14 protein-coding genes and 2 rRNA genes are annotated in these 26259 nt (G+C 46.8%); 7 read left to right on the top strand and 9 right to left on the bottom strand.

Going from position 1 to position 26259, the window contains the following annotated elements:
- The first annotated feature begins 140 nt into the window (after window positions 1-140).
- From NIAKO_RS25225 to NIAKO_RS25205, 5 genes are all read left to right on the top strand, one after another.
- Window positions 141-3022 (top strand): 23S ribosomal RNA (locus NIAKO_RS25225).
- 125 nt (window positions 3023-3147) lie between these two features.
- A 5S ribosomal RNA gene (gene rrf, locus NIAKO_RS25220) occupies window positions 3148-3259 on the top strand.
- A gap of 421 nt (window positions 3260-3680) precedes the next feature.
- Window positions 3681-4685, top strand: coding sequence for an FAD:protein FMN transferase (locus tag NIAKO_RS25215; RefSeq protein ID WP_014221283.1), 1005 nt, complete (start codon window positions 3681-3683; stop codon window positions 4683-4685).
- A 172-nt stretch (window positions 4686-4857) separates the two neighbouring features.
- Window positions 4858-6063 carry a Gfo/Idh/MocA family protein gene (locus NIAKO_RS25210; protein ID WP_014221282.1) on the top strand — a complete coding sequence of 402 codons (1206 nt, stop codon included), beginning with the start codon at window positions 4858-4860 and terminating at the stop codon, window positions 6061-6063.
- 15 nt (window positions 6064-6078) lie between these two features.
- Window positions 6079-7461 carry a 3-keto-disaccharide hydrolase gene (locus NIAKO_RS25205; protein ID WP_014221281.1) on the top strand — a complete coding sequence of 461 codons (1383 nt, stop codon included), beginning with the start codon at window positions 6079-6081 and terminating at the stop codon, window positions 7459-7461.
- 579 nt (window positions 7462-8040) lie between these two features.
- Here the strand turns inward: NIAKO_RS25205 and NIAKO_RS25200 are convergent.
- From NIAKO_RS25200 to NIAKO_RS25165, 7 genes are all read right to left on the bottom strand, one after another.
- The gene (locus NIAKO_RS25200) at window positions 8041-8928 is read right to left on the bottom strand and encodes a universal stress protein (protein WP_014221280.1); all 888 of its coding nucleotides are present in this window, start codon (window positions 8926-8928) and stop codon (window positions 8041-8043) included.
- Window positions 8929-9021: 93 nt separating this feature from the next.
- Entirely contained in the window at window positions 9022-10398 is a 1377-nt protein-coding gene (locus NIAKO_RS25195; protein WP_014221279.1) for an HAD-IB family phosphatase, read from the bottom strand.
- A 544-nt stretch (window positions 10399-10942) separates the two neighbouring features.
- Window positions 10943-11311: an RNA recognition motif domain-containing protein gene (locus NIAKO_RS25190; RefSeq protein ID WP_014221278.1), complete on the bottom strand. Its 369-nt coding sequence runs from the start codon at window positions 11309-11311 to the stop codon at window positions 10943-10945.
- Window positions 11312-11688: 377 nt separating this feature from the next.
- Window positions 11689-12135, bottom strand: a complete 447-nt coding sequence (rplI, locus tag NIAKO_RS25185; RefSeq protein ID WP_014221277.1) for a 50S ribosomal protein L9 — start codon at window positions 12133-12135, stop codon at window positions 11689-11691.
- A gap of 9 nt (window positions 12136-12144) precedes the next feature.
- A complete protein-coding gene (gene rpsR / locus NIAKO_RS25180; protein ID WP_014221276.1) occupies window positions 12145-12411 on the bottom strand; it encodes a 30S ribosomal protein S18 in 267 nt (88 codons plus the stop codon).
- A 2-nt stretch (window positions 12412-12413) separates the two neighbouring features.
- Complete coding sequence (rpsF, locus tag NIAKO_RS25175; RefSeq protein ID WP_014221275.1) at window positions 12414-12767, bottom strand: 30S ribosomal protein S6; 354 nt, start codon at window positions 12765-12767, stop codon at window positions 12414-12416.
- A 607-nt stretch (window positions 12768-13374) separates the two neighbouring features.
- Complete coding sequence (locus NIAKO_RS25165; RefSeq protein WP_165761290.1) at window positions 13375-18351, bottom strand: cadherin-like beta sandwich domain-containing protein; 4977 nt, start codon at window positions 18349-18351, stop codon at window positions 13375-13377.
- A 520-nt stretch (window positions 18352-18871) separates the two neighbouring features.
- Here NIAKO_RS25165 and NIAKO_RS25160 point away from each other — a divergent pair.
- Both NIAKO_RS25160 and htpG read left to right on the top strand, forming a co-directional pair.
- Complete coding sequence (locus NIAKO_RS25160; protein ID WP_014221271.1) at window positions 18872-19213, top strand: hypothetical protein; 342 nt, start codon at window positions 18872-18874, stop codon at window positions 19211-19213.
- A 190-nt stretch (window positions 19214-19403) separates the two neighbouring features.
- A complete protein-coding gene (gene htpG, locus NIAKO_RS25155) occupies window positions 19404-21275 on the top strand; it encodes a molecular chaperone HtpG (RefSeq protein WP_014221270.1) in 1872 nt (623 codons plus the stop codon).
- A 176-nt stretch (window positions 21276-21451) separates the two neighbouring features.
- Here the strand turns inward: htpG and NIAKO_RS25150 are convergent, their stop codons facing one another.
- Together NIAKO_RS25150 and NIAKO_RS25145 are read right to left on the bottom strand one after the other, a co-directional pair.
- Window positions 21452-22867, bottom strand: coding sequence for an efflux transporter outer membrane subunit (locus NIAKO_RS25150; protein ID WP_014221269.1), 1416 nt, complete (start codon window positions 22865-22867; stop codon window positions 21452-21454).
- Between the two features lie 79 nt (window positions 22868-22946).
- Window positions 22947-26108: an efflux RND transporter permease subunit gene (locus NIAKO_RS25145; RefSeq protein ID WP_014221268.1), complete on the bottom strand. Its 3162-nt coding sequence runs from the start codon at window positions 26106-26108 to the stop codon at window positions 22947-22949.
- Window positions 26109-26259: the final 151 nt, after the last annotated feature.

Here is a 26259-nt window from a genome sequence, read left to right as displayed (position 1 = left end):
GCAACCTTAACATCAGCAACAAACGTTGAATCTCGCAGGAGACTAAACGTTCTCTCTTGCCCCTTTAGGGGTTCAGAGGGTAGTTCTTTGACATATTGGGATAATAAAAGTTGTAAATACCGAGTAATAGTAATAACTCTTTTAAAGCACTTAAGGGCGTATGGTGGATGCCTTGGCTCTGAGAGACGATGAAGGACGTGGTAAGCTGCGATAAGCTGGGGGGAGCTGCACACAAGCATTAGATCCCCAGATTTCCGAATGGGACAACCCGGCATACTGAAGGTATGTCATCCGCCTCACGGCGGAAGTCAACCCTGGGAACTGAAACATCTAAGTACCAGGAGGAAAAGAAAACAAACGTGATTCCCCAAGTAGTGGCGAGCGAAAAGGGAACAGCCCAAACCTGTGTCGCGTGCGGCATAGGGGTTATAGGACCGCATTTAGAAACTAACATCAAGCTGAATCTGCTGGAAAGCAGAGCGATATAGGGTGATAGCCCCGTAAGCGGAAATTGTTAGGGACGAGTGGTATCCTGAGTAAGGCGGGACCGGAGGAATCCTGCCTGAATTTGTCGGCACCATCCGATAAGGCTAAATACTCCTCAGAGACCGATAGTGAACCAGTACCGTAAGGGAAAGGTGAAAAGCACCCTAAACAAGGGAGTGAAATAGTACCTGAAACCGTGCGCCTACAAGCGGTCGGAGCCTGTTAAAGGGTGACGGCGTGCCTTTTGCATAATGAGCCTACGAGTTACTCCTCACTGGCGAGGTTAAGTACTTAAGTTACGGAGCCGTAGCGAAAGCGAGTCCGAATAGGGCGTTTAGTCAGTGGGGGTAGACGCGAAACTTTGTGATCTATCCATGGGCAGGTTGAAGTTGTGGTAACACACAATGGAGGACCGAACTCATTAGCGTTGAAAAGCTATGGGATGACCTGTGGATAGGGGTGAAAGGCCAATCAAACTGAGAGATAGCTCGTTCTCCCCGAAATGTTTTTAGGAACAGCCTCGGATATAGATGTTTGCTAGAGGTAGAGCTACTGATTGGGCTAGGGGGCTTCACCGCCTACCAAACCCTGACAAACTCCGAATGCTAGCAAATTTCTCCGGGAGTGAGGCTGCGGGTGCTAAGATCCGTGGCCGAGAGGGAAATAACCCAGATTAGCAGCTAAGGTCCCTAATACATGGTTAAGTTGATCAAACGAGGTGGGATTTCTATAACAGCCAGGATGTTGGCTTGGAAGCAGCCATTCATTTAAAGAGTGCGTAACAGCTCACTGGTCGAGAGATCCTGCACGGAAAATAATCGGGCATCAAACCATGAACCGAAGCTCTAAGATTGCATCTAGGATGTATATCGGTAGGGGAGCATTGAAATCTGCATTGAAGGTGTGCGGCGACGCATGCTGGAGCGATTTCAAAAGAAAATGTAGGCATAAGTAGCGATAAAAGTAGTGAAAAACTACTTCACCGTAAGACTAAGGGTTCCTGATCAACGTTAATCGGATCAGGGTTAGTCGGGTCCTTAGGCAAACCCGAAAGGGGCAGCTGATGGAAAACTGGTTAATATTCCAGTACTCGCTTTAATTTCGATGGAGTGACGCAGAAGTGAACAGCACACGAGGGAAACGGAATTCCCCGTTTAAGTACGTAGCTATAGATTCTACAGGCAAATCCGTAGAGTTTGGCGAAATGCGAAAGTATATGAGGACTTCGGTCTGATTGAGTGCTCTAATAGCTGCCGAGAAAAACTTCTAAGGTTAGGTTAAAGCGACCCGTACCGCAAACCGACACAGGTAGTCGAGGCGAATAGCCTAAGGTGCTCGGGTGAGCCGTGGAGAAGGAACTAGGCAAATTGATGCTGTAACTTCGGGATAAAGCATGCCACCTTCTGGGTGGCCCCAGTAAAATGGTTCAACCAACTGTTTAACAAAAACACAGGGCCCTGCAAAATCGTAAGATGACGTATAGAGCCTGATACCTGCCCGGTGCTGGAAGGTTAAGGAAGGGTGTTCGACGCAAGTCAAAGCTCCTGACTGAAGCCCCAGTAAACGGCGGCCGTAACTATAACGGTCCTAAGGTAGCGAAATTCCTTGTCGGGTAAGTTCCGACCTGCACGAATGGTCTAATGAGTTGAACGCTGTCTCCTCCACGAGCCCGGCGAAATTGTAGTATCGGTGAAGATGCCGGTTACCCGTCACGGGACGGAAAGACCCCGTGAACCTTCACTACAACTTTGCATTGATTTTGAGCAACCGATGTGTAGAATAGTTGGGACGCTATGAAGCGGTGCCGCCAGGTGCCGTGAAGCGGTCGTTGAAATACCAACCTTCGTTTGCTTAGAGTCTAATCCCTTGCGGGAAACAGTGCATGGTGGGTAGTTTGACTGGGGTGGTCGCCTCCTAAAAAGTAACGGAGGCTTGCAAAGGTTCCCTCAGTACGGTTGGTAATCGTACGCAGAGCGCATTAGTAAAAGGGAGCTTGACTGTGAGACAGACAAGTCTAGCAGGGGCGAAAGCCGGCTAAAGTGATCCGGTGGTTCTGCATGGAAGGGCCATCGCTCAAAGGATAAAAGGTACTCCGGGGATAACAGGCTGATCTTTCCCAAGAGCTCATATCGACGGAAAGGTTTGGCACCTCGATGTCGGTTCGTCACATCCTGGGGCTGGAGAAGGTCCCAAGGGTTCGGCTGTTCGCCGATTAAAGTGGCACGTGAACTGGGTTCAGAACGTCGCAAGACAGTTCGGTCCCTATCTGTGATGGGCGTTAGAATATTGAGTGGACATGACCTTAGTACGAGAGGACCGGGTCGTACACACCGCTGGTGTATCTGTTGTGCCGCCAGGTGCAGTGCAGAGTAGCTATGTGTGGCCAGGATAAACGCTGAAAGCATCTAAGCGTGAAACCTTCCACGAGATGAGTATTCTTTTAAGGGTCGTCAAAGACGATGACGTTGATAGGCTACAGATGTAAAGATGGTAACATCAAAGTCGAGTAGTACTAATTACCCGTACGCTTTAATTTTTTTTAACAATTTTGAATACAATGGATTTATATTGTTAGTTCTGTTACTTGCATTTACAACTTCCCAATATGTAACTTATTACGGTAGAGAGATAATCTGAGCAGATAACTCACACCAAAGATCTTATGGTGATTATACCGAGGGTGTTCACCTCTTCCCATTCCGAACAGAGAAGTTAAGCCCCTCATGGCCGATGGTACTACACAACAATGTGGGAGAGTAGGTAGTTGCCATATTTATTGTAAAAAGCCTCTTGACACAAATCAAGAGGCTTTTTGCTTTTTAGGAATGCAGCCTCAAGCTGCAAGCCATAAGCCATAAGCCATAAGCCATAAGCCATAAGCCATAAGCAATACACTTCTGCGCAGACACGAAAGGCAAAGGGCAAAAGGCCGCGACGCGGCAAACCGGCGCTCACCGTCAGAACAAAGAACAAAGAACTCAAAAACCTGGAACCTGGAACCTGGAACTCGGAACTAACAAACTTCAATAACTTAAGAACCTACGAACCTAATAACCTAAGAACTTAATAACCGCTACTTAGGACTATAAAATCTCCAACCTTCAAATTAGAACTTTCAACTTTGAACTCTTTTTTGCCAATTGAGTTTAATTAAACGCACATTTGGCACATTGGATTTTACTTACATTTGTCGTATGCGTTATTTATGCGTGCTGTTAGTTATCTGTACCGCTTTCAATCAACAACCAACGTGGCGAAAAATACAGATCAGTGGAAAAGCCCAGGGCACTACATACCATATCACCTGGTATGCGCAGGACAGCACCATAGGTCAACCTCAGATCGATAGCATACTGGCGAAGATCGATACCTCACTTTCTATTTACAATCCATTCTCGCTTATCTCACGTTTCAACGACTCGGCTTCTTCTGTAATCATGGATGAGCATATGCTCAACGTGGTTAATAAGTCTATAGATACTTACCGCAAAACAGGCGGCATCTTCGATATCACCGTAGAACCCCTGGTACAGGCCTGGGGTTTTGGTCCAAAGAAAATAACCGGGCTGCCCGATTCTGCTGCGATAAAGGCGATTCTGAAATGTGTAGGTCCTCATAACCTGAGGATTCAAGACGGGAAGCTGCATAAATTGAATCCCTGTACAAAGATTGATGTGAACGGCATTGCCCAGGGGTATAGTGTTGATGTGGTGGCCGACTATCTTGAAGCACATGGCATCAGGAATTACCTGGTGGAGATTGGTGGGGAAATCAGGGTGAAGGGGCATAAACAACCCGGTGGTGAGAAAATGAAAATAGGCATAGAAGCCCCGGGTGATAATGATTTTGAGCTCACCATGATCAACAGGATTGTTGCAGTAGACAGTGGCGCTATTACCACTTCTGGCAGCTATCGTAAATTTTATGAAAGCGAGGGTAAAAAGATCTCACACCTGATTGATCCGCGCACCGGGTACCCGTCACAAAACGAGTTGATCAGTGTAACTGTTTTTGCCCGGGACGCAATAACTGCCGATGCTTACGACAATGCGCTGATGGTAATGGGGTTGAAACGCGCCATGCAGTTCATTGAAAAAAGAAAAGATCTGGCCGCCCATTTTATATACCGCACAAGCAAAGGCTCCGTTGCCGATACGGCATCGAGCCGGTTTTATAAATTGCTGAACGCCGAACGCTGAACGCCAACTACAAAATCCGATATTTGGGTGTATTGGCGTTGAGTGTTTAACCTTAAGCCTTAAGATTAAATTGTTGCTGTGATGCCACCGATAAATGGAAATTTTCAACTTATAATAGAGGGGGATTGATTTCATTTTATCGTTTTAAATAATAAATTTTTGCTATTGCCATATGAGCAGACGTCATTTCATTAAACAATCAGGATTACTGGCCGGTGGCCTGATACTTTCCAACCAATGGGTGCAGGCCTTTGCCGGCACTGCTGAAAAAATAAACATCGGCATTATCGGGTGCGGCGACAGGGGAACAGGCATTATGGGTATGTTGAATGAGCTTTCCGATAAGTTTTCAATTACCGCCATTTGTGATGTGCTCGACTTCAGAATAGAGAATGGCAAAAAAGCCAGCAAATCTGTCGATCTGAAAGTGTATAAAGATTATCGCCAGCTGCTCGATGATAAGTCGATACAGGCAGTGGTGATTGCAGTTACCCTGAGCGAACACTATCATATTGCCAAGGATGCACTGGCGGCAGGTAAACACATTTACCTGGAGAAAACAATGACCTACAACCTCGACCAGGCGCTCGACCTGGTAAAGACAGCCAAAGCGCGCCCAAATCAAATAGTACAGGTTGGGCATCAATACCGGTCAACACCGCTCTATTTTAAAGTGAAGGAGATGATCGATAAGGGCTACCTGGGTAAGGTTACGCAGATAGATGCCCGTTGGGACCGTAATGGAAGCTGGCGGCGTCCGGTGCCTGCAGGGTACACCGACAAACAGGTAAACTGGCGCATGTATAAAGAATTCTCCGGTGGATTGCCCGCTGAGTTGCTTTCGCACCAGATGGATTTCATCAACTGGGCTTTCAATACGCACCCTGATGAAGTCCTCGGAACCGGCGGCATTGATTTTTATAAAGACGGCAGAGAAACATACGATAACGCGCAGGTGGTTTTGCGTTATTCAAAAGACAACATGATCGGTAACTTCGGCGCTACCTGTGGCAATGCGCACGATGGCTATATCTTCAAAATAAAAGGAACAAAAGGGGCTGTGCATTTGCTGATGCATGAAGGGGTATACTATCCGGAGCCTACTACCAAAAAGGAACTGGAAACAGTAGATGGAGTTACCGGCGCTACTAAAATTGAATGGAACAAAGATGGCGGGATCCCCATTATAAAAGAACCTATGAAAGACGGCACCTATTACGCGTTGGTGGAGTTTCATGATTCCATTGTTAATAAAAAAATGCCTTCATCCAACATTGTTACCGGCGCCACCACCGCCATTTGCGTAGCGCTGGCCAACAGTGCTATCTTCAATCATACCATTGAAAAATGGAAACCTGCATATAATTTATCGTTATAATCATTTAACTGGCATATGAAAAAACTTAGCGGCGTACTTATTGCTCTTGCTTCAACGGCTATTGCTGCTGCCCAATCGGGCGCAGGCGGCGGCTGGACGAATTTATTTGATGGGAAAACACTCAACGGCTGGAACAAGATCACCGGTTCTGCCGAGTATAAAATTGAGAATGGCGAAATCATTGGGCTTACCGTTCCTAATTCACCCAATACCTTTTTAGTTACGGATAAAGAATATGGCGATTTTGTGCTGGAACTGGAAGTTAAAGTGGATGACACTACATCCAACTCGGGCATTCAGTTCAGAAGTCATTACAACCCTGAAATGGCCGATGGCCACGGTGGCAAAGGCCGGGTGTATGGTTACCAGTTTGAGCTGGACCCTTCTTCACGCGCCTGGACAGGTGGGGTGTATGATGAAGCCCGCCGCGACTGGTTGTATCCTTTGTCGTTGAACCCTGCTGCACAAAGCGCCTTCAAACGTAATGAGTATAATAAAATCCGGGTAGAATGCATCGGCAATAACATCAGGACATGGGTGAATGGTACCTCCTGTGCTTATGTAGTTGATACAGTTGATAAAAAAGGATTCATCGCTTTACAGGTACACGCCATTCCCAGGCCGGAGCTGGCAGGCGAGAAGATCCACTGGCGGAATATTCGCATAAAAACAACCAGCCTGTCGCCGCTGCCTTTCGCAAAAGGCGTTTATGTCGCCGATTATATTCCCAACAACCTGACTTCTTACGAAAAAAGCGAAGGCTGGAAATTGTTGTTTGATGGAAAAACAACCGACGGCTGGAAGGGTGCTTACAAGCCTGGTTTCCCTGAAAAAGGCTGGGAAATAAAAAATGGAACGCTTACTGTACTGTCATCAAATGGTGCAGAGTCAACCAACGGCGGTGATATTGTTACCAAAGAAGAGTACAGCGCTTTTGACCTGTCGTTCGATTTTAAACTGACGCCCGGCGCCAACAGCGGTGTGAAATATTTTGTGACGCTTACCGAGAAAAATGCCGGTTCGGCCATTGGCCTCGAATACCAGGTTCTGGACGATACCCTGCACCCTGATGCCAAACTGGGCCGCGATGGCGACCGTACACTGGCCTCGCTGTACGACCTTATAAAAGCCGATAAACAAAAACGGTTCATTCACCAACCGGGTCAATGGAACACAGGCCGGGTGGTTGTATTGCGCAATAACCATGTGGTGCATTACCTGAATGGCGTAAAAGTGTTGGAATACGACCGTGGTTCACCACATTTTCGCGAACTGGTGGCTATGAGCAAGTATAAAGTATGGAAAGACTTTGGAGAAGCGCCTAAAGGGCATATCCTGCTGCAGGACCATGGGAACGAGGTAAGTTTCAGAAGTATTAAAATAAAGCCTTTAAAGTAGCTTATAGCGTTTTAGAGATATTCTTAACCCTTCCCGACTTCACCGGGAGGGGGTTTTTATTTAATTGGAGTGCTCAATTGGAAGAGGAATGCGTTCAGCCTTCAGCCTTAAGCGTTTGGCGTAAAAAAAGAAAGGTCGCCTTTTTACAGGCGACCCTACACTAATCAAATACCATTAACCATTAAACCTTATCCTACTGCAAAGTTGCAATTTAAATCGGACATAAAAAATAGATTGCCATAAAGATTTTGCACTAATAAATAATTACTCCTAGAAAAGGACTAAAAAATAGGATTATTACTATCCGGGGATGGATGAACAGGAGAGAAAAATACCCTGGCGGCTGTTTGTATTGTGTGCTAAAGGCCTGCTAAAGCATACAAGTGTTAGATTATTTCATGGATTGCACGGCTGCAACATGCAATGAACAGGAGCTGAAAGCCGGATGGGAATTAATAAGTGTCTGTTTTACAATGGGATTTTTAAACACTGTCGTTGGTAAGATTAACCCGGCAGCATATAACAGCAAAAAGTCCCGCCGAAGCAGGACTTTTCTTATCTAAAAAAACAAAACGAATATTAGGATTGAGATGGTGGCTTAGGCTGAGCCTGGGTGGTTTGTTCGTTGTTCTTGTCAACAGTTATCACCGGTATCTTTGAGCCATACGATAACAATTTACGGGTGATGCGGTTCCACCAGCCAGGCATATGAAACTCCTTCAACGGGTTGGCCATAATGAGATCGGCATTGATGCGTTTGGAGAAATCGAGCGTGCTCTTGGCCAGGTTCTTCCCTTCCAGTAAAAAGCATTGCACCGGAATAGTGCTCAGGCTTTGTATAACCTCCAGGGTTTTGTTTACTACCTGTTCGGCGGCGTTGCCATCTTTGCGCAGGCTAACGAGGTATACGGTGCTCTGGAACGTGCGGGCGAGCAGCGTAGCAAACTTGATGCGGCGCACCGGCACTTCATCGGTAAGTGGTAATACGATCTTCTTGAAATGGCTTACCAGTCCGCTGGAGCGAATGGCCAGTGCCGGCACATTGGTTTTGCGTGCCAGCTGGCTTATGGAAACAGAAGACAGGATGCGATGAATGAGATTGAATTTTGATAAACCCACCACCACCAGGTCCATCTCGTATTGCTCAATATATTTTACCAGTTGCTGACTGGGACGGCCCTGTAACAAACTGATCTCTATTTTACCTTCTCCACACAAATGATGTTGATAGGTTTCTTTCAGTACTTCCAGTCTTTTACGGGCATTTTTCAGATCGGCGGTAATGTCGTAAGGCAGCAACATGCTGGCGTCGACGGGGATCAACGGCAACAGGTTCTTGGATACCACATGTACCAGGTGAATATTGCACTGGAAGGTATTCGCCAGTTCAATAGCCTTGGAAATGGCCCACTTGCTGCGGCCGGTAAAATCAACCGGCACCAGTATGTTATATAATTTTCCTGGCATAGACGTTCGTTTTTAGGTTTACTGATTAGAAATGTGGTTTATTAAGTTGAGCTTTCGGTCCTGAGCGGAGTCGAAGGACGCTCAGGGCTTGCCTTAAGCAAACACCAGGAGCGATTGAAAACTGTTCTCCCGGATGTTGGTAGAGGCGATCGTTGCCAGCAGATCATCTTTTGTGCAAAAGGAAACGCCTTTACCGCCGTGGCCTACCATACACCTGTCGTCGCGGCTGTCGCCCACCACAATGGTGCGTTGCATAGGCACGTTGTATTTTTCACAGGCGTATTGCAGGGCATTTGTTTTACAATAAGAATGACCGCATACGCTTTCGGGGGAACCAAAAAAATAGGAAGGCAGGTTAATTTCGCCTGTTACCTTTCCTTCAAAGAACTCCAGCTGATTGGCGTAGGAGAAATCGGCGCCGATCTTTTGTCTGACAAAGTTGGTGATCAACGTGTAGCTGTTGCTGATGATGCCAATGATGTAACCCCGGTTCTTCAATTCTTTTACTACATCTTTTATATCGCTTACCATTTCTATCTGGCTGGCAACGTTCAACAGTTCATCCATGGTGCGGCCCTTCAAAAACGAACCGATCCTTTTGGTTAGAATGATGGGATCTTTTTCGCGGGCGCGCAGGTCTTCGAGCTTGGCAGTGAAACCAAATGTAGTGGCGCAGGTATCGATGAACCGGCCCTGCAGAATGGTGTCGTCCATATCGAAGATGGCCATTTTGTGAAAACCTGATAATTTCTCACGCAGGGTTTTATTCATTTCGCGGTTAATGGCTTCCAGTGAATGTATTTCTTCTTCACTGATCTCTTCGGGATGTTGTAACTGAGCCTTGCTGATAATAGCTTTTGATACCTCCTTGCTCATTTTACCCAACGCCTGCCATGGTTTGCTTTTATTTTCTATATACCCGATGTTCACTTCGGTTACCCGGGCTTTCATCAGGTACATATCTATCAGAATGCCGATATCCACGCCGTAATCGTTAAAGAAATCGATCTTTTTGAAATATGATTTTTTCCCGGCTATCATACCGCTGAGTGGCTGTGAAAAATGTGACAGACCGGGATAAAAGATATTCAGTAATGGTTTGGCCACCAGTTCGGTTACCCGGCCGGCATTGCGGGCGAAGCTGCCCTTTACAAAGTCGGCCTCATCCGCCAGCAGGGGGGCGGCCAGGTTGGTGATGGTGCCTTCCGGATAGGGATCGATATCACCATCAAGGAAAATGATGAACTCATTGGCAGTAATGGCAATGCCATCTTTCATGGAAATGCCTTTTCCGCGCACCTGGCTGATAATCACTGTTGCACCGGCTTCCCGGGCTATCTTAACCGTATTGTCTTCCGACTTGTCATCAACCACAATGATCTCCGTTACCAGCGGAAATTGCTGGCAAAAGCGCACCACGTTGGCAATAGTTTTCTCTTCGTTTAGTACAGGGATGATTACAGTTAGCATATTTCTATGATTTCTCCGGTTTATGATTCTACAGTATGTATATGGGTGAGGGAAAAAATGCTTCTTGAAATGAGCCTGCCTGGGACGTTATTCCGATGTACCGGTAAAACAGGCAAAAGATGTGCCTTTCCTTTCACCGGACATTAAAATACATTGCATGTGGGCAAAATTCCACACATACGATTCCCCCTTCACCCCATTTTTCCTGACTTGAAGATCAGATGCGGATATTGACTGGGCGTTAATTTGCTATTAAAAGAGGATTAATTAAAAGTGTGTGCCAGGGGGCTTCTAATGTGGATGCTGGTTAGGTAGGTGGCCGTTTGACCAGTTGACGAGGAGTTGATAGGGGTGATAAAGTTGATAGAGGAAGAATACAGAAGTAGAAGGTAAGAGGTAAGAAGTTGACGGGTTAACAGGTTGAATTTTGTCGCGAGGTTGTATTACTCCCCTCCACCGGAGGGGGCTGGGGGGAGGCCTGCCAAATAAAAAAATCCCCTCGAGTTACCGAGAGGATTTATATAGTTTCGTTGCGATTGCGATATTAATAGTCTCTGTTGTAACCACCGCCGCCCCCGCCGCGATTGTAGCCACCTTTTTTGTAGCCACCGCCGCCGCCGCCGCCACCGAAGCTGCGTTTTTTGAATCCGCCGCCACCGCTACCACCTTGTGGTTTTGGTTGTGCTTCGTTAACGATAATCTTACGGCCTAAAACTTCAGACTCGTATAAGCTGGTCAGCGCGTTTTGTGCTTCGCCGTCCTCAGGCATTTCTACGAATCCAAAACCTTTGCTACGTCCGCTGGTTTTGTCTTTAACAATCTTAGCAGAAGTAACTGAGCCGTACTGCTCGAACAGGGTTCTTAAATCCTCATCGGTCATCTGCCAGGAGAGGTTCCCTACATAAATGTTCATTGTAACGAAAATTTTAGTGTTCTGAAAAAAAGGATAATGGCAATAGTTGCTACAATGAACTGAGGAAACCGAAAAACAGGTAAGACACTGCAGAACATGAGAACTAAGACATTAATCTAACATGAAGATAGGAGAATTATTTTGATTTAAACAATAAAAAAAATCCCGCGATCAACGGGGGAGCGGGTTTGCAGAAAATACCCATTTTATTGTATACAAGTACTTAAGGAACAATAGGGGTATTTACCGGCGGGCTGCGGGACGGTCTGGCTATGGGGAAACCCTTAGAAGATATGTGATTTTTTACATGTTGTGTAAAAAAAGAGCCTTCCCTGCATGAAGCAGAAAAGGCTCACTTTTATTGAAGTTGGAACGTATTACTCAGCCACTACTTCAAAATCCAGCTCGGTTGAATGACCGTTGCCGAAATCGATAGAAGCTTTATAAGCGCCCAGTTCTTTTACTTCATCAGGCAGAGTGATCTTTTTACGATCGATCTCATACCCTTTTTGCTCGCGGATGGCGCGGGCAAGCTGCAGTGAAGTAACTGTACCGAAGATCTTACCGCTGGTACCGGATTTAGCTCCGATTTTCAGGGCGCCTTCTTTCAGTTTAGCGATTACTTCATTGATAGCAGAGAGCATTTTCTGCTCTTTCTTTTCAATCTGCTTTCTTCTTTCCGCCAGCTGTTTGAGGTTAGAAGGACTGGCTTCTACTGCAAACTTTTGAGGGATCAGAAAGTTACGGGCATAGCCATTGCGTACTTTAACTACCTCGTTGGCACCACCCAGATTGTCTACGTCTTGAATCAGTATTATGTCCATGGTGTCCTCCTATTTTAAAAGGTCAGTTACGTACGGTAATAAGGCCATTTGACGGGCTTTTTTACATGCCTGAGCCACTTTACGTTGGTACTTCAAAGAGTTACCAGTAATACGGCGGGGTAGTAATTTACCTTGCTCGTTCAGGAACTTTTTCAAAAACTCAGCGTCTTTGTAATCAACGTACTTGATGCCATATTTCTTGAAGCGGCAGAATTTCTTCCGGGGCTTCTCGGTTTTAATGGCGGTCAGGTACTTAATTTCGTTTGCTTTTGCCATGATTATCCCTCTACTTTTTCAGTTCCTGTAGGTACACCACTTCTCTTTTTACCATTGTACTCGACGGCGTATTTATCGAGCACAGTGAACATGTGACGCAACACATTGTCGTCACGCAGCAATTGAATTTTCAATTGCTCATTGAGGCTGGATGGCGCTTTGTATTCCATAACCCAGTACAGACCAGTGGTCTTTTTCTGGATAGGATACGCCAGTGATTTTAGTCCCCAGGGATTTTCGTGCACAATTTCACCACCCAGACTTTTGATCAGGTCAGTGAATTTTTTCTGAGTCGATTTGAAATCGTCGTCAGAAAGCACAGGGGTAAAAATCACCATCAATTCGTAATTGTTCATTGATCCCTGTTTGTTGGTTAAAAAATTAATTTGGGCTGCAAAAGTAGGATAAATCTGTCAATCAGGCAAAAGTGGGCGAGGCAGGGTGGCTGAGAATTGGCAAAAATAATTACGAAATGGATAGAAAAGTAAGCGTGTAAAGATGGCAAAGTGGTGATAACCAGGCGAATAATAGAAGGGGAATGGAAAATGCTCCGGATTAATTCATTTTTAGCCGGGCAATAATATTATTGGCTTTTCGGGTTTTTCGGGAAATAAAACCTTGCCTGAAAGCATTTCCAGTGATTTAGACACTTTTATTTTCATTATCCGGTAAAGTCTTGTCCTTTCACAAGTTGAGCCACAAAAAAATATATAGTGTTCAGGGTAGAGGGACCTCCGGGGCCTTCACTCACAAACTGAAATTCCAGCTTATCCGGAGAGGTTATAACATTTTCATACTTTTCGTAATTCACATAACAAACATAGGGTAACCTTTTTGTATTACTAACGCGGTCCAACACTTGTTGATTTTGATCATTTATTTTAAGGCCTTTTATAAAAACAAAATCCCCAGGAAATCTTCCCGGGGATTTTGTTTGGTTTACGCCTAAGAATATTACATAGTTTACTCCACCATAAACTTCTGTGTATGCACACCGGTTGAGGTAGTGAACTTCATCAAGTAAATGCCTTTTGACAGGCCACTTACATTGATCGAAGTTGAGAAGGTGGTGGCTCCTATATTCACCTGCTTCATTAATTGTCCGTTTACATTCATCAGTTCAACCCGGGCTGATTCATTGTTGCCCTGGCGGTAAATGGTTACCGTAGTACGGGCCGGGTTAGGGCCTACATAGAAACCACCTGATCTGTCGGTTTTGATCCGAACAATATCTGAGTAAACTGATTTACCGTCGATATCCACCTGTTGCAGGCGGTAGTAGTTGTTGCCATAAACAGGTTGTGCATCAGTAAAGCCATAAGTAGTGGGGTGGCTGGCAGTACCTACCGCAGCTATCTTACCTAATGCTTTAAAGGTGCGGCCGTCAGTGCTTCTCTCAACAACAAACTCCTTGCTGTTGGTTTCCTGGGCGGTTGTCCAGCTAAGCTTTACCACATCATTTACCAACTGACCTGTAAACGATAAAAGGGTAACCGGCAGGGCCGAGTTGTTATCGTTACGGGTATACCAGATGGGTGAAGTGATGATTCGCGAACTGCCGTTGGTGATATCGATGTAGTAGTACCCGGTGCTCATGTCGGCCAGGGCATTATCCTGGTAGGTCATGGTGCTGCCGGTAACAGTAGCGATCTTCTGAGCTGTAACGCCGCTGCCTGGTACGCCAAACATAACATTTATCACTGCGCTGCTTACGATGGTGGTGGCATCAGCAAGGTTCACGGTAATGATCGGCGCATCGCGATCGGTAAAGATAGAACCCATCATATGCGTATTGATGGTGAAATCAACCTTGGTGTCACAATCCTGCGTGGCATAAAAGTGCATGTCGCGATACGCTTTGATGATGTCTGTCTTCGTAAGCGAAGTCGCCAGCACTGCTGTACGGGAATACGTGGTATGGCCGAACGTGGTATTGTGGTTGTCGTGGTCGATCACTGGTCCCAGGTGATAACCTAAAGCCAACAGTTTCTGGAAATACGACAGATACGACATCGAACTACCCGGATTGGAATAAGTGGTGTTGGTAGAAGTAGCTGGTCCACTTTCTACGGCTGACCCGGTGATGGCATTATCTGCAACTGTGTTATAAGCTGTATTGGAAAGGTTGTTGTAATCGCTTGAGTTGGGGTGAGCGAGTGTGGCGAAGGTATTTTTAGCCGCGTAGTCATTAATGGTTTTGAATAAACCACTGGCGCCGGTATAATCGCTTTTGGCTACATATACATCGTAGTTATTGGTAGCGCCCCAGCCGCCGCTGCCGCTTTCCCAGCCAAACAGGTCATCCATACCATCGCCATACACCACTACGTGACCACCACCTGAAATAACACCCCATTCCATACCGTACAGCGCCAGGAAGTTGGTATGCGTAGCGCTGAAGGTATTGGCTTCAACCGACCCGGAGTGATAGTTAGCTATCTGGTTACCGGGGTTGTTGGCAGATGAAAAGTGGTTATGCTCTGAAATACCCAGGAAATCCATACACTGGGCCGTCATGGCATAGTTGTAATCATTGGTAGGTGTAAAGCCGGGGTTGTCCTGGTTACCATCTGAATAATCAGAGTGTGAGTGCAACGTACCAAAGTAATAATTAAGCACCGGGCTGTTGCTGGTGAGTTGTGATCCTGTTAATGGTACGGTAGTCAGGTATTTGGTTCCACCGGTACAATTCTTATTGGCGGCGAATACAAAGTAATAATAAGTAGTACCTGGCGTAAGTCCTGCGCTCAGGAAGCTGGTGGTAGTTGTGTTGGCCACTACTATGCCTCCACCGATATTGTCACCCACATTATAATCGGTATTGTCAACCGGGGTAGCGCTAAGGGTTGATGAAGAGCTTCTGATCACCAGGTAATCATCTGCTCCGCTGCCGGCCATAAAGGCGCCTGAAATGCTGGTGTTGGCAGCATTGAAGGTTAAACTGGTTGGTTGTGCCGTTGGTGTTGTACAAGGTGGCAATGGCTGGGTGTTCTGCGAGGCCGTTAACGGTGATGTTGTGTTATAAGCTGGCCCGTTTATACAGTTTTGCAACTGCAGACTGAACACATAGAAATAATAGGCTGTATTAGGCGCCAGGTTGTTGGCCGTAAAGGTAGTAGCTGTGCTGCGGCTTACTACAGTTGCATTGCCTATTACATCGCCGGCTGCGTATGACTGCGCATTCACCGGGTTGCTGGTTAGCGATGCTGAGGTGCTTACCAGCACCAGGTATTCATCGGCAGTTGTAGCCGTGAAAGAACCCTGAATAGAAGCCGGCGTAACGGTACCAAAGGTCAACGCTGTGGGCTGGGCTGCGGGAGCTGCACATGGTGGCAGACCGGCAATGGTAGGAGCCTGTCCGGTAAGTGGGGTGGCAAAATATAACGGGCCGCCGGTACAAATGCTATTGAGTGAAAACACAAAGAAATAATAAGTGGTTGAAGCATTCAGTCCGGTAGCATTGAAATTGATGCTGTTTCCATTGGCAATTACGGTTCCATCCCCTACATTATCGCCGATGTTGTAGATCTGTCCGTCAACGGGGTTGCTGGTAAGGCTGCTGCTGGTGCTGGCAATTACGAGGTAATTGTCTGATGCCGGACTGGCAGCGGTAAAGCTACCCGCTATTGAAACATCGGTGATGGTTCCAAAGGTTAATGCAGTAGGCGCTGTTGTAGGGCTAACGCAAGGTGTGGTAGCTACTGCAGTTACTTTCAGGTTGTCGATACTGATCTTTGGTCTGGAACCTACTGTACCGCCGGTACCGTTGTTATAGTAAAAGCGAAGTCTGGCGGTAGCACTGTTGTTGAAAATGGCTGGCAGCGCAATATTTGATTGTGATCCGCTGGTGGGTGAATTATTGGTAAAATTCAACACATCGGCGAATGTAAGATCGGTCCAGGTAGAGCCGTCTACGCTGGCATACACGCGCAATGAACCGTTGCGGTCGCCGGTTGAGTTGTTGATAGAAGCCCAGTCAAAACTTAGCGTGCCGGCATTTACCCCGGTGAAGTCCATATAAAAGTCTATCGCTGCTGAAGAGGTATTATCGGCAGAGCCGGTTGACAGCAAAACGATCGATTGGGTCGCTGGTGACTGATCGGTACCTTTTTGCATCCCACCCGAACTTCCGGTAATGAAAGTTCCGGTAGAGAAGGTTAGCAGATTGGGATTAGGAGTAGCGCCAGTTCCCGTTGATGATACCCCGCTAAAATGATTGGCACCGTTACCGCTGACGAAAAAGTTGGTCCAGCCGGCTATATCAGAAAAATCCTGGGTATAACTCATGCCAGGTTGTGAGGCCATTGGAACCGGCAGTGTTGTGTTGTTAAACGCCTGCAGACTGCCATAGGCGGTACTTGCTGCAGTGGTTATATAGGCGTAGTAATAAACCCGTTGGTTTGGTGTGAGACCTGTAAGCCCCACACTAAAGTTGCCACCACTCAGGTTGGAAGCAGGTACTTGTGTTCCCGTACCAACCGGAAAGCTGGATACACTGCTGTATTCGATGCCATAACCAGTAATGGGGGAACAGCCGGTGCCTGTAATATTACCGGCTACGGTAGCGGTAGTTGGGGTAATGGCCGAGCTGCCGCCAGTGGTTATTGTAGCGGTAGTATTGATACCGGAACCGGTAACCGGGATGTTTATTGGCGTAATGCCGCCGCCGCTTACTGCAATGTTGCCATCATAAGCTTGAACCAATGCCGGGCTAAAGTTTACATAGATGGTTTTGCCGGTAAAGCTGTTGCCGGTATAAGAAAAGCTAAGGGTTGAAGTATATGGTCCGCCCGCTGTTTCGCTGTAGGTAAACCCGGGAAGTGCCGCCAGTGAAATATTACTGCCATCCAGGTTAGAGCCATCCATCGTAAATGAATTGGGGCCGGTTGTTGTATTGATACAAATATTCCCAAAGCCGCTCACAGGAGTATTCTGAATCACTGTAGGCGAACCTGCCGTTGCCCGGTTAACCGTTACTGAATATGTTTTGGTAGTAACTCCATCCTGGGCAGTAACTAAAGTGGTTATGGTGTTCGGTCCCTCTGCCAGTGCAATAGGCGCAGAAGCATTGCCACTGGTTACCGGGGTGCCATTGACAGTAATGGTGGCTAACGTGGAATTAGCAGTGGGTGTAACTGTTATGCTGCTAACGGAATTTAATACTGATGCGGTATAGCTGGTTGTTGAGGCAGAAAACGCTGGTACCAGTGTGCCACTGTTAAGCGCAAGCCCGAACAAAGTAGCGTCAGTACCATTAGCTGTAATGCTAACGTTATCGATGCCAAGCGCCTGACCGTTTGAAGAACCGCCGCTGCCGGTCAGGGTCCACCTGAAATAATAAACAGAACCGGTAGTGATGGAAAGTCCGGCAAGGGTAACTGCTTTGCTGATGGTTGTGGGCGGATTTAATACTGTGGTATTGTTGGCATCTGCAACATAGGATTGGTCGCCAGCAGTGGCAGCAGTGGCAGCCGTAGACGTGTTGCCATGGAAAAAGTTCCAGTCCCATTGCCGCGATCCGGAACGGTATTTTTCATAATCGAAACTGATCGTCAGGGAAGTGATGGTGCTTCCCGTGTTATTGGTGACAGCCAGCATAATTGACCGCGGGGAAGTAAAGCTCCCGGAATTAAGAAATCCCGGAGCGCGATCTGTTGCGGTGGCTGTAACGCCGTTGGCAAAGTTATAAACGTTGCCGCCAGATGAACTGGAAAGTACGCCGGTACCAGTGGTACCAGCGGCCAGAACGGTAGCAGTGGCGCCCAATGTCCAATCCGGTCCAATCTTAAAACCGGTGGGCAGTGCAGCTGTAGCACTGGAGCCCATGCCATCGAAATTTTCGGTTACTGCAGTTCCCGTGGTATTAATAGAGATCTGCGCAAATAATCCAGGGCATGCTATTAACAGCATACCCATAAGTAGTAGGTACAATTTTCTCATTGCGTGCATACAGGTTTTACAGGAAAAAATATTTATCGGTTAGTCAATGATACTGGCACAGGTAGAGTGTGCTACCAGTTTAGGATTTTGCGGGTGTGAGGCCGGCGCCAAAGATAGAAGGCCTGTATTATGCAAATGTTATGGTTTGCGCTAATTACAGCGATTCATCATGGCATTATTTTAAATTGTAAGAAATCAACATCGCAAATGTTAGAAACTAACATTTTGCAGGAGCGGGGTTTTATGAATGTACTTAAAAAAGTAAAGATGATATTTTTGAGTTATTCACATAGAAACGGGCGGCGTTGTTGAAGTTGGGTAATTGCAGTATGTTGAGTAAAAATAGAACCGGAACAATGAACAGCTTTTGAATAAGGAAGACGCAATCTATGAGCGTGTATATGAAAAATTAAAAACCGTATTACCCTTGGAGAACCCCGTGTTGGATTAGCAGGTTAACGCTGCCTGTTTTATTTCCGTTCAAACGCATTATTTTTACCTGTACGCTTAACCGCTTCCCATGGCCTTATTTAAATCGGGCGACCCCATAATTGACCAGTACAATAATTACAGCACGGAACAATTGATTCAAATTGTTACCGATACCAAAGGCAATTATTTACCGGGCGTGGTGGAAGCTGCCCGCAGCATTCTGCTGGGCCGTGGGTACGACTACCGTACTAAGGAACAAAAAGCCACCCAAAACACTGCTTCAGCAATTCCTGCGTTGCCCAGGGTACGTCCCGACCAGTCAATTAAAACAAACCGGCCGCAGATAGGTTCCGCCATCAAAGGCTGGTACTGGATCTACCTTGTTTTTGTGCTGGTGCGCCTGGTTGCCTGCCTGATGAAGCACGGCTGATACCCCGAATTCTCTTTTTTCGTCCTTTGGGCTGACAATTTTGCCGATTTTTGCGCCCCGGGTGCCAATGGCACTCTCTTTGAGACGCAAAACGCAAAATGCCAAACGCCTAACGCCAAATACCCAAAACTGCCGTTCCAAGCGTTCAGCGTTCAGCGTATAATCTATTAAACTGCCAAAAACGAAACATATGCAAAAAGGGACCATACAGGTACAGACCGAGAATATTTTTCCGATCATTAAGAAATTCCTGTATAGCGATCACGATATTTTTCTGCGTGAGCTGATCAGCAACGCGGTGGATGCTTCCCAGAAATTGAAAACCCTTTCTTCCATTGGGGAAGCCAAAGGGGAAGTGGGTGAGCTGATGATTGAAGTGAAGCTCGACGAAGAAGCAAAGACCATCACCATTTCTGACCGCGGCATTGGGATGTCGGCAGCTGAAGTGGAGAAGTATTTGAACCAGGTGGCTTTTAGCGGCGCCGAGGAGTTTGTAAAAAAATATAAAGGACAGAACGAGAACGCCATCATTGGTAAATTTGGTCTGGGTTTTTACTCGGCATTTATGGTGAGCGATAAAGTGGAAGTGTTCACTAAGAGCTTTAAAGAAGAGGCACCGGCTGTTCGCTGGGAGTGCGATGGCAGTCCAGAGTACATGCTGGAAGAAACCAGCAAATCTGACCGTGGTACCGACATAGTATTACACATTAATGAAGAAAGCGCCGAATTCCTGGATCCCGAGCGTATTCGTGGCATCCTGCTTCGCTTCTGTCGCTTTTTACCCGTTCCCATTTACTTCCGTCATAAGAACGAAGAGGCCGATGCGCCCCCTATCAACAATACTCAGCCTGCCTGGAAGAGGAAGCCTTCTGAACTGACCGCTGAGGATTATCAGAACTTTTATAAAGAACTGTATCAGTATAACGAACCGCCGTTGTTCTGGATCCACCTGAATGTGGATTATCCATTCAACCTTACCGGTATCCTGTACTTCCCCAAAATAAAACAGAGCTACGAAATTCAAAAAGACAAGATCCAGCTCTACAGCAACCAGGTATTTGTTACAGATGAGGTAAAGGATATTGTGCCTGAGTTCCTGATGTTGTTACATGGGGTAATTGACAGTCCGGATATTCCATTGAACGTTAGCCGCAGTTACCTGCAGGGCGACCCCAATGTAAAGAAGATCAACAACCACATCACCAAGAAGGTGGCCGATAAACTGGAAGAGTTGTTCAATAAAGAAAGAAAAGAGTTTGAAGGTAAGTGGGACAGCCTGGGCCTGTTTGTGAAGTATGGCATGATGACCGACGACAAGTTCATGGAGCGTGGCAACAAATTCCATTTATTTGAAATTGCCGGGAATACAGAAGGGGAGAAGAAATTCTATACCCTGGAAGAACTGCGCATGGCCACTGAAACCCTGCAAAAGAACAAAGATGGCAAACTGGTTATTCTGTACACTACCGATACCGTACAACAGGATGCTTACATCAAAGGTGCTGAAGCAAAAGGTTATATAGTGGTGAAAATGGATACCCTCATCGATCCTTCTTTTGTTAACCAGATGGAATCGAAATGGAACGATGTTACCTTTAACCGGGTTGATGCCGACATTGCCGATAACCTGATAGATAAACAGGAGAACCTGGACAGCGTATTGAGTAAAGATGATGAAGCTACGTTGAAAGGTTTGTTCGATATTAAAATGACTGGCCTTAGCATGACGGTTGAAGTAAAAGGCCTGAGCACAGAGGCGCCGCCGGTAGTGGCTACCCGTCCTGAATTTATGCGCCGCATGAAAGACATGGCCTCCATGAGCGGCCCAATGAGCAGCTTTTATGCAAATATGCCCGATGAAGTTACTTTGACCGTAAATGGCAACCACCCCATTTATCAGCAGGTATTGAAAGATGATAAAGCAAAACAGGAAAAGGTAGTTCATAACCTCGCTGACCTGGCTTTGTTATCACAAGGGTTGTTGAAAGGAAGCAATCTTACCAACTTTATTAATCGCAGTGTTGATCTGTTGGGAGCTAAAGATGCTGAAGTAGTAAAGTAAGATCACTTATATAACTAATAATAAAAGAGCCACCAGTTTTTAAGCTGATGGCTCTTTTCATTTATCTGGTTACTCAATCTCCTTTCTAAAATAACTCCTCTCTTTTATAGTTATTAACCTGTCTTTTCATTTGCTAATTTCCCATTTTCATCCCGGCGAGCCGGGACTAATTAGCATTATTTCCAACCACCACCCAACGCTCTGTACAGTTCTACCATAGCACTCAGTTGGTCGCGTTGAATGGTTGCGTTGTATAATTCCGCCTGCAGCAGGTTGCTTTGAGCGGTGATCACTTCCAGGTAATCGGCCATACCGCTTTTGTACAACAGCTTAGCATTGTTGATGGCACTGTTTAACAAATTCACCTGGTCGGTGCTGAGCTGGTATTGCGATTTCAATTTATCTATCTGCACCAGTGCATTGGCTACTTCGCCCATGGCATTGTAAGCAGATTGTTTGAAGGTGAGGGCTGCCTCATCGCGTTGCAGCTTGGCCACTTCAAATTGCGTTTTCAATGCCCGGCGTTGAAAGATCGGCTGGGTAACACCGGCTAAGCCTGTAGCAAACAATGATTTTGGAATGTTAAACCATTTGGTAAACTCATAAGCATTCAATCCGCCACTGGCAGTGATGCTTAAAGTAGGGTACATGCTGGCTTCGGCTACTCCAACGCGTGCATTGGCCGATACCAGGGCCATTTCGTTGCTGCGTACATCGGGGCGGCGGCTTACCATGGCGGCAGGTATGCCGGTTGGCAACTGCTCCCATGCCTTGTATTCCTGCAACTTCATGGTGCGGGCAACAGTTCCGGGTTGGTCACCGCTCAGGATGTGAATGGTGTTTTCCTGGATGGCTATCTGCTGCTCCAGCTGCGGGATCAGGATCTTAGCCGTTTGTTGTTGAGAAGTGGCTTGTTGTACTGCTAACTCAGTTGCCTGGCCAGCTTGTTTCTGCAATGAAATAAACTGTACAATGGTATCACCCAGGCTTACGTTACGGCGGGCCACGGCTAACTGTGCATCCAGCGTAAGCAGGTTGAAATAGCTGCTGGCAATGTTGGCTACCAGGGCAGTTTGCACAGCCCGGCTGGCTTCGTATGATTGTAAATACTGTGCATTGGCGGCTTCGCGCTGGCGGCGCAGTTTACCCCATACATCTAGTTCCCAGCTTAAACCGGCGTTCAGGTTATAGTCTTCCAGGTGTTCTTTACCCAGGAAGTTCTTCAAACTGATTCCATTCAAACTGTTCTTTGAAGGGAAGGTGCTGGAGGCCGTTAAATTGGCTGAAATGGTAGGTCCCCAGTTTACTTTAGCCTGTTTTGCATAAGAACGGGCTTCTTCCACACGTTTCATAGCCACCTGTATATCGAAGCTGTTGTCTAATGCATGACCTATCAATGACTGCAGGGTAGGATCGGAAAAGAACTTTTTCCATTCCATATCTGCCACGCTGGAATCGGAAGGCGCGGTAGTACTGGCGAACTGTGCTGGTAAAGCAAGATCAGATCGCTGGTAATCTTTACCCATGTGGCACGCTGACAGTAACGCCACCAAAGCCACAGTGGTATAGATAGTGATATTACTTTTACGCATGTATATCCTTATTTAAAATTTCGAACTTTTAAGAATTACCATCCGCCGGTAAGCGAATGGTAATTCATTGAATGATTTATTATTCGCCGGTTTTTAACTCTCTTAAACCAGGGCGGCCTGTAACTTTCTCCTGCAATGCCTGGAAGATTACAAACAGAACCGGGATGATGAACACACCCAGGATTACCCCGGTAAGCATACCGCCAATGGCGCTCACGCCAATGGAATGGTTACCGAGTGCGGAAGCGCCGTGCGTCCAAACCAGTGGCAGCAAACCAACGATGAAGGCAAAGGAGGTCATGAGGATGGGGCGTAACCGGAGCCTGGAGGCTTCGAGGGCCGCATCTATCAGTCCCATTCCATTTCTTCTGCGTTGTACGGCAAACTCCGTAATCAGGATCGCGTTCTTCGCCAGCAAACCTACCAGCATGATCAAACCGATCTGCACGTAGATGTTGTTATCGATACCGGCAAAACTAATAAAGGAGAATACCCCTAAGATACCTGTAGGTACAGTTAAGATAACCGCCAGCGGCAGAATGTAACTTTCATATTGGGCAGCCAGCAGGAAGTATACGAACAGTACGCTCAGCAGGAAGATAAAGATCTGCTGGTTACCTGTTTTAATTTCCTCACGGGTTACACCGGTCCATTCAACCTGGTAGCCTCTTGGTAATGCCGTTTTGGCTGTTTCTTCAATGGCCTTGATGGCGTCACCGGTACTGAAACCTGGTTTGGGTGAACCGTTGATGGTAACCGCGTTAAACAGGTTGTTACGGGTAACCGTTTCAGGGCCGTATACTCTTTTTAAGGTTACCAGCGTTTTGGCCGGTACCATCTGGCCCTGGTTGTTCTTTACAAAAATTCCGTCTATTGAATTGATATCTGCACGGAAGGGAGCATCGGCCTGTGCCATTACGCGGTAGTATTTACCAAACCGGTTAAAGTCGGTAACGAAGCTACTTCCGTAATAGATGCCCAGGGTTTGCATCAGCTCGCTGATGGATACACCCAGTTGCTTGGCTTTTTCATTGTCTACATCTATGGTGAATTGCGGGTTACCGGCTGCAAAAGTGGTAAACGCAAAACCGATCTCTTTCCGTTGCATCAACGCGCCAATGAACTGCCAGGCAGTACCACCCAGTTTACTGAGCGGGCCATTGGTGCGGTCCTGCAGCATGAACTCAAAACCACTCGCGTTACCAAAACCCTGTACAGTAGGGAAGTTGAAGAAGAAGGCATTGGCGCCTTTTACCTGGCTTACCTGGCCTATCAGGCCGCCTGCTATCTGGTCGGGGTTTTTAACCGGACCTCTCGAGTCGTAATCTTTCAACCTCATGAAACCAGCCGCATAGGGCGATGCGTTTGCATTGCTGAGGAAGTTCAAGCCATCGATCACATACAGGTGGTTATAAGCTGGGTTTTGTTTAATGATGCTGTCAATTTGCAGGGTGCTCTGGTGCGTACGCTCCAGTGAGCTACCGGGAGGCGTATTTACCGCAAACAGTACGAAGCCCTGGTCTTCCGTTGGGATAAAGCCGGTTGGCGTTTTCTTTGTTAAATAGAACGCACTCGCTGTAATGAGTACCAACGCAGTGATCGCGATCCATTTTTTACGAACCAGGAATTTCAGGCTGCGGATGTATCTGTTGGTCATTCCATTGAAACCGGCATTGAAGGCTGCATAAAAACGGCCCATAAAGCCTTTTTTACGGCCATGGGTTTCGGCGCCTTCCCCTGCATGTTCATTCTTCAGGAACAGCGCACACAACGCAGGGCTGAGGGTAAGGGCGTTCACCGCCGAGATAAGGATGGCGATAGCCAGCGTAAAGGCGAACTGCCGGTAGAATACTCCTGCAGGACCTTGCATAAAGCCTACGGGGATGAACACCGCCGCCATTACGAGGGTAATGGAGATGATGGCGCCGGAGATCTCACTCATTGACTGAATGGTTGCTGCCCTTGCAGGCAGGTTGGTGCGCTCCATTTTCGAGTGCACCGCTTCCACCACCACAATGGCATCATCCACCACCACCCCAATGGCCAGTACGAGGGCGAACAGGGTAAGCAGGTTGATGGTAAACCCGAACAACTGCATAAAGAAGAACGTACCGATGATGGCCACCGGAACGGCAATAGCAGGGATCAGGGTTGAGCGGAAGTCCTGCAGGAAGATGAACACCACAATGAACACCAGGATGAAGGCGATCACCAGGGTTTCCCGTACCTGGTCAATAGAGGCATCGAGGAACTCCTTGGAGTTGTACATTACTGTGGTCTTAAGACCCTTTGGCAATGTTTTTTCAAATTTCTTCACCAGTTTTTCTACCTCGGTCAGGATGTCATTGGCGTTGGAACCGGCAGTTTGGTAAACTGCGAAACCGGATACCGGGTTGCCATCCAGGCGGGCGTTGGTTGAATAGGTATAAGAGCCAAATTGAACCCGGGCAATATCTTTCAGCCGCAACATAGAACCATCAGGATTTGCCTTGATGATCATGTTCTCATAATCTTCACCCTGGTTCGACTTTCCTTTATATTTCAATACATACTCAAATACTTCGGCGCTGCTTTGGCCAAAACGGCCGGGGGCAGCTTCGAGGTTTTGATCTTTGATTGCAGTTAACACATCCTGGGGCGAAAGGCTATTAGCTGCCAGGCGATCGGGTTTTAACCAGATACGCATGGAATAATCCTTGGTACCGAAGGCTACTGCCTGACCCACACCAGGTACACGCTGCACCTCGGGGATAAGGTTGATCTTGATATAGTTTTCCAGGAACAGTTCATCGTACTTGTCTTTGTTGTCGCTGCTGAGCGCTATGAACATGATGATACTGTTCTGCACTTTTTGGGTGCTGATACCTGCCTGTACTACTTCTGCAGGCACCTGGTTCACCGCTTTCGATACGCGGTTCTGAACGTTTACAGAAGCGATATCGGGGTTGGTGCCCTGTTTAAAGTATACAGTCAGCGTCATACTGCCATCGTTACTGGAGTTGGAGGTCATGTAAGTCATGTTCTCCACACCGTTGATGGCTTCTTCCAGCGGAGTGGCAACGGCGCGTGCTACTACTTCGGCGTTAGCGCCTGGGTACAGCGCTGTTACCTGTACGCTTGGCGGCGCAATATCAGGGAACAGTGTTATAGGCAGCGTGAATAACGACAGCCCACCTAACAAAAGCAGTATGATTGATACAACCGTTGATAGGACCGGTCTTTCAATAAATCTTTTTAACATGGGAAATTTTTTGAGATTGAAATCTGAGAACTGAGATAAGAGGTAAGAAGCAGGAGGCAGAAAAGGCCAAATCAGGCGCAAAGACTCCCTGTAAGCAGAGAGGGGGCACTTCTCTGACTTTATATTTTCTACGTCATGCTTCTTACTTCCT

It is taken from the genome of Niastella koreensis GR20-10 (assembly GCF_000246855.1).
GTDB classification, from domain to species: Bacteria; Bacteroidota; Bacteroidia; order Chitinophagales; family Chitinophagaceae; genus Niastella; species Niastella koreensis.
Note: the sequence above shows the minus strand (reverse complement) of the source record. Positions and strands in the feature narration are given on the sequence as shown.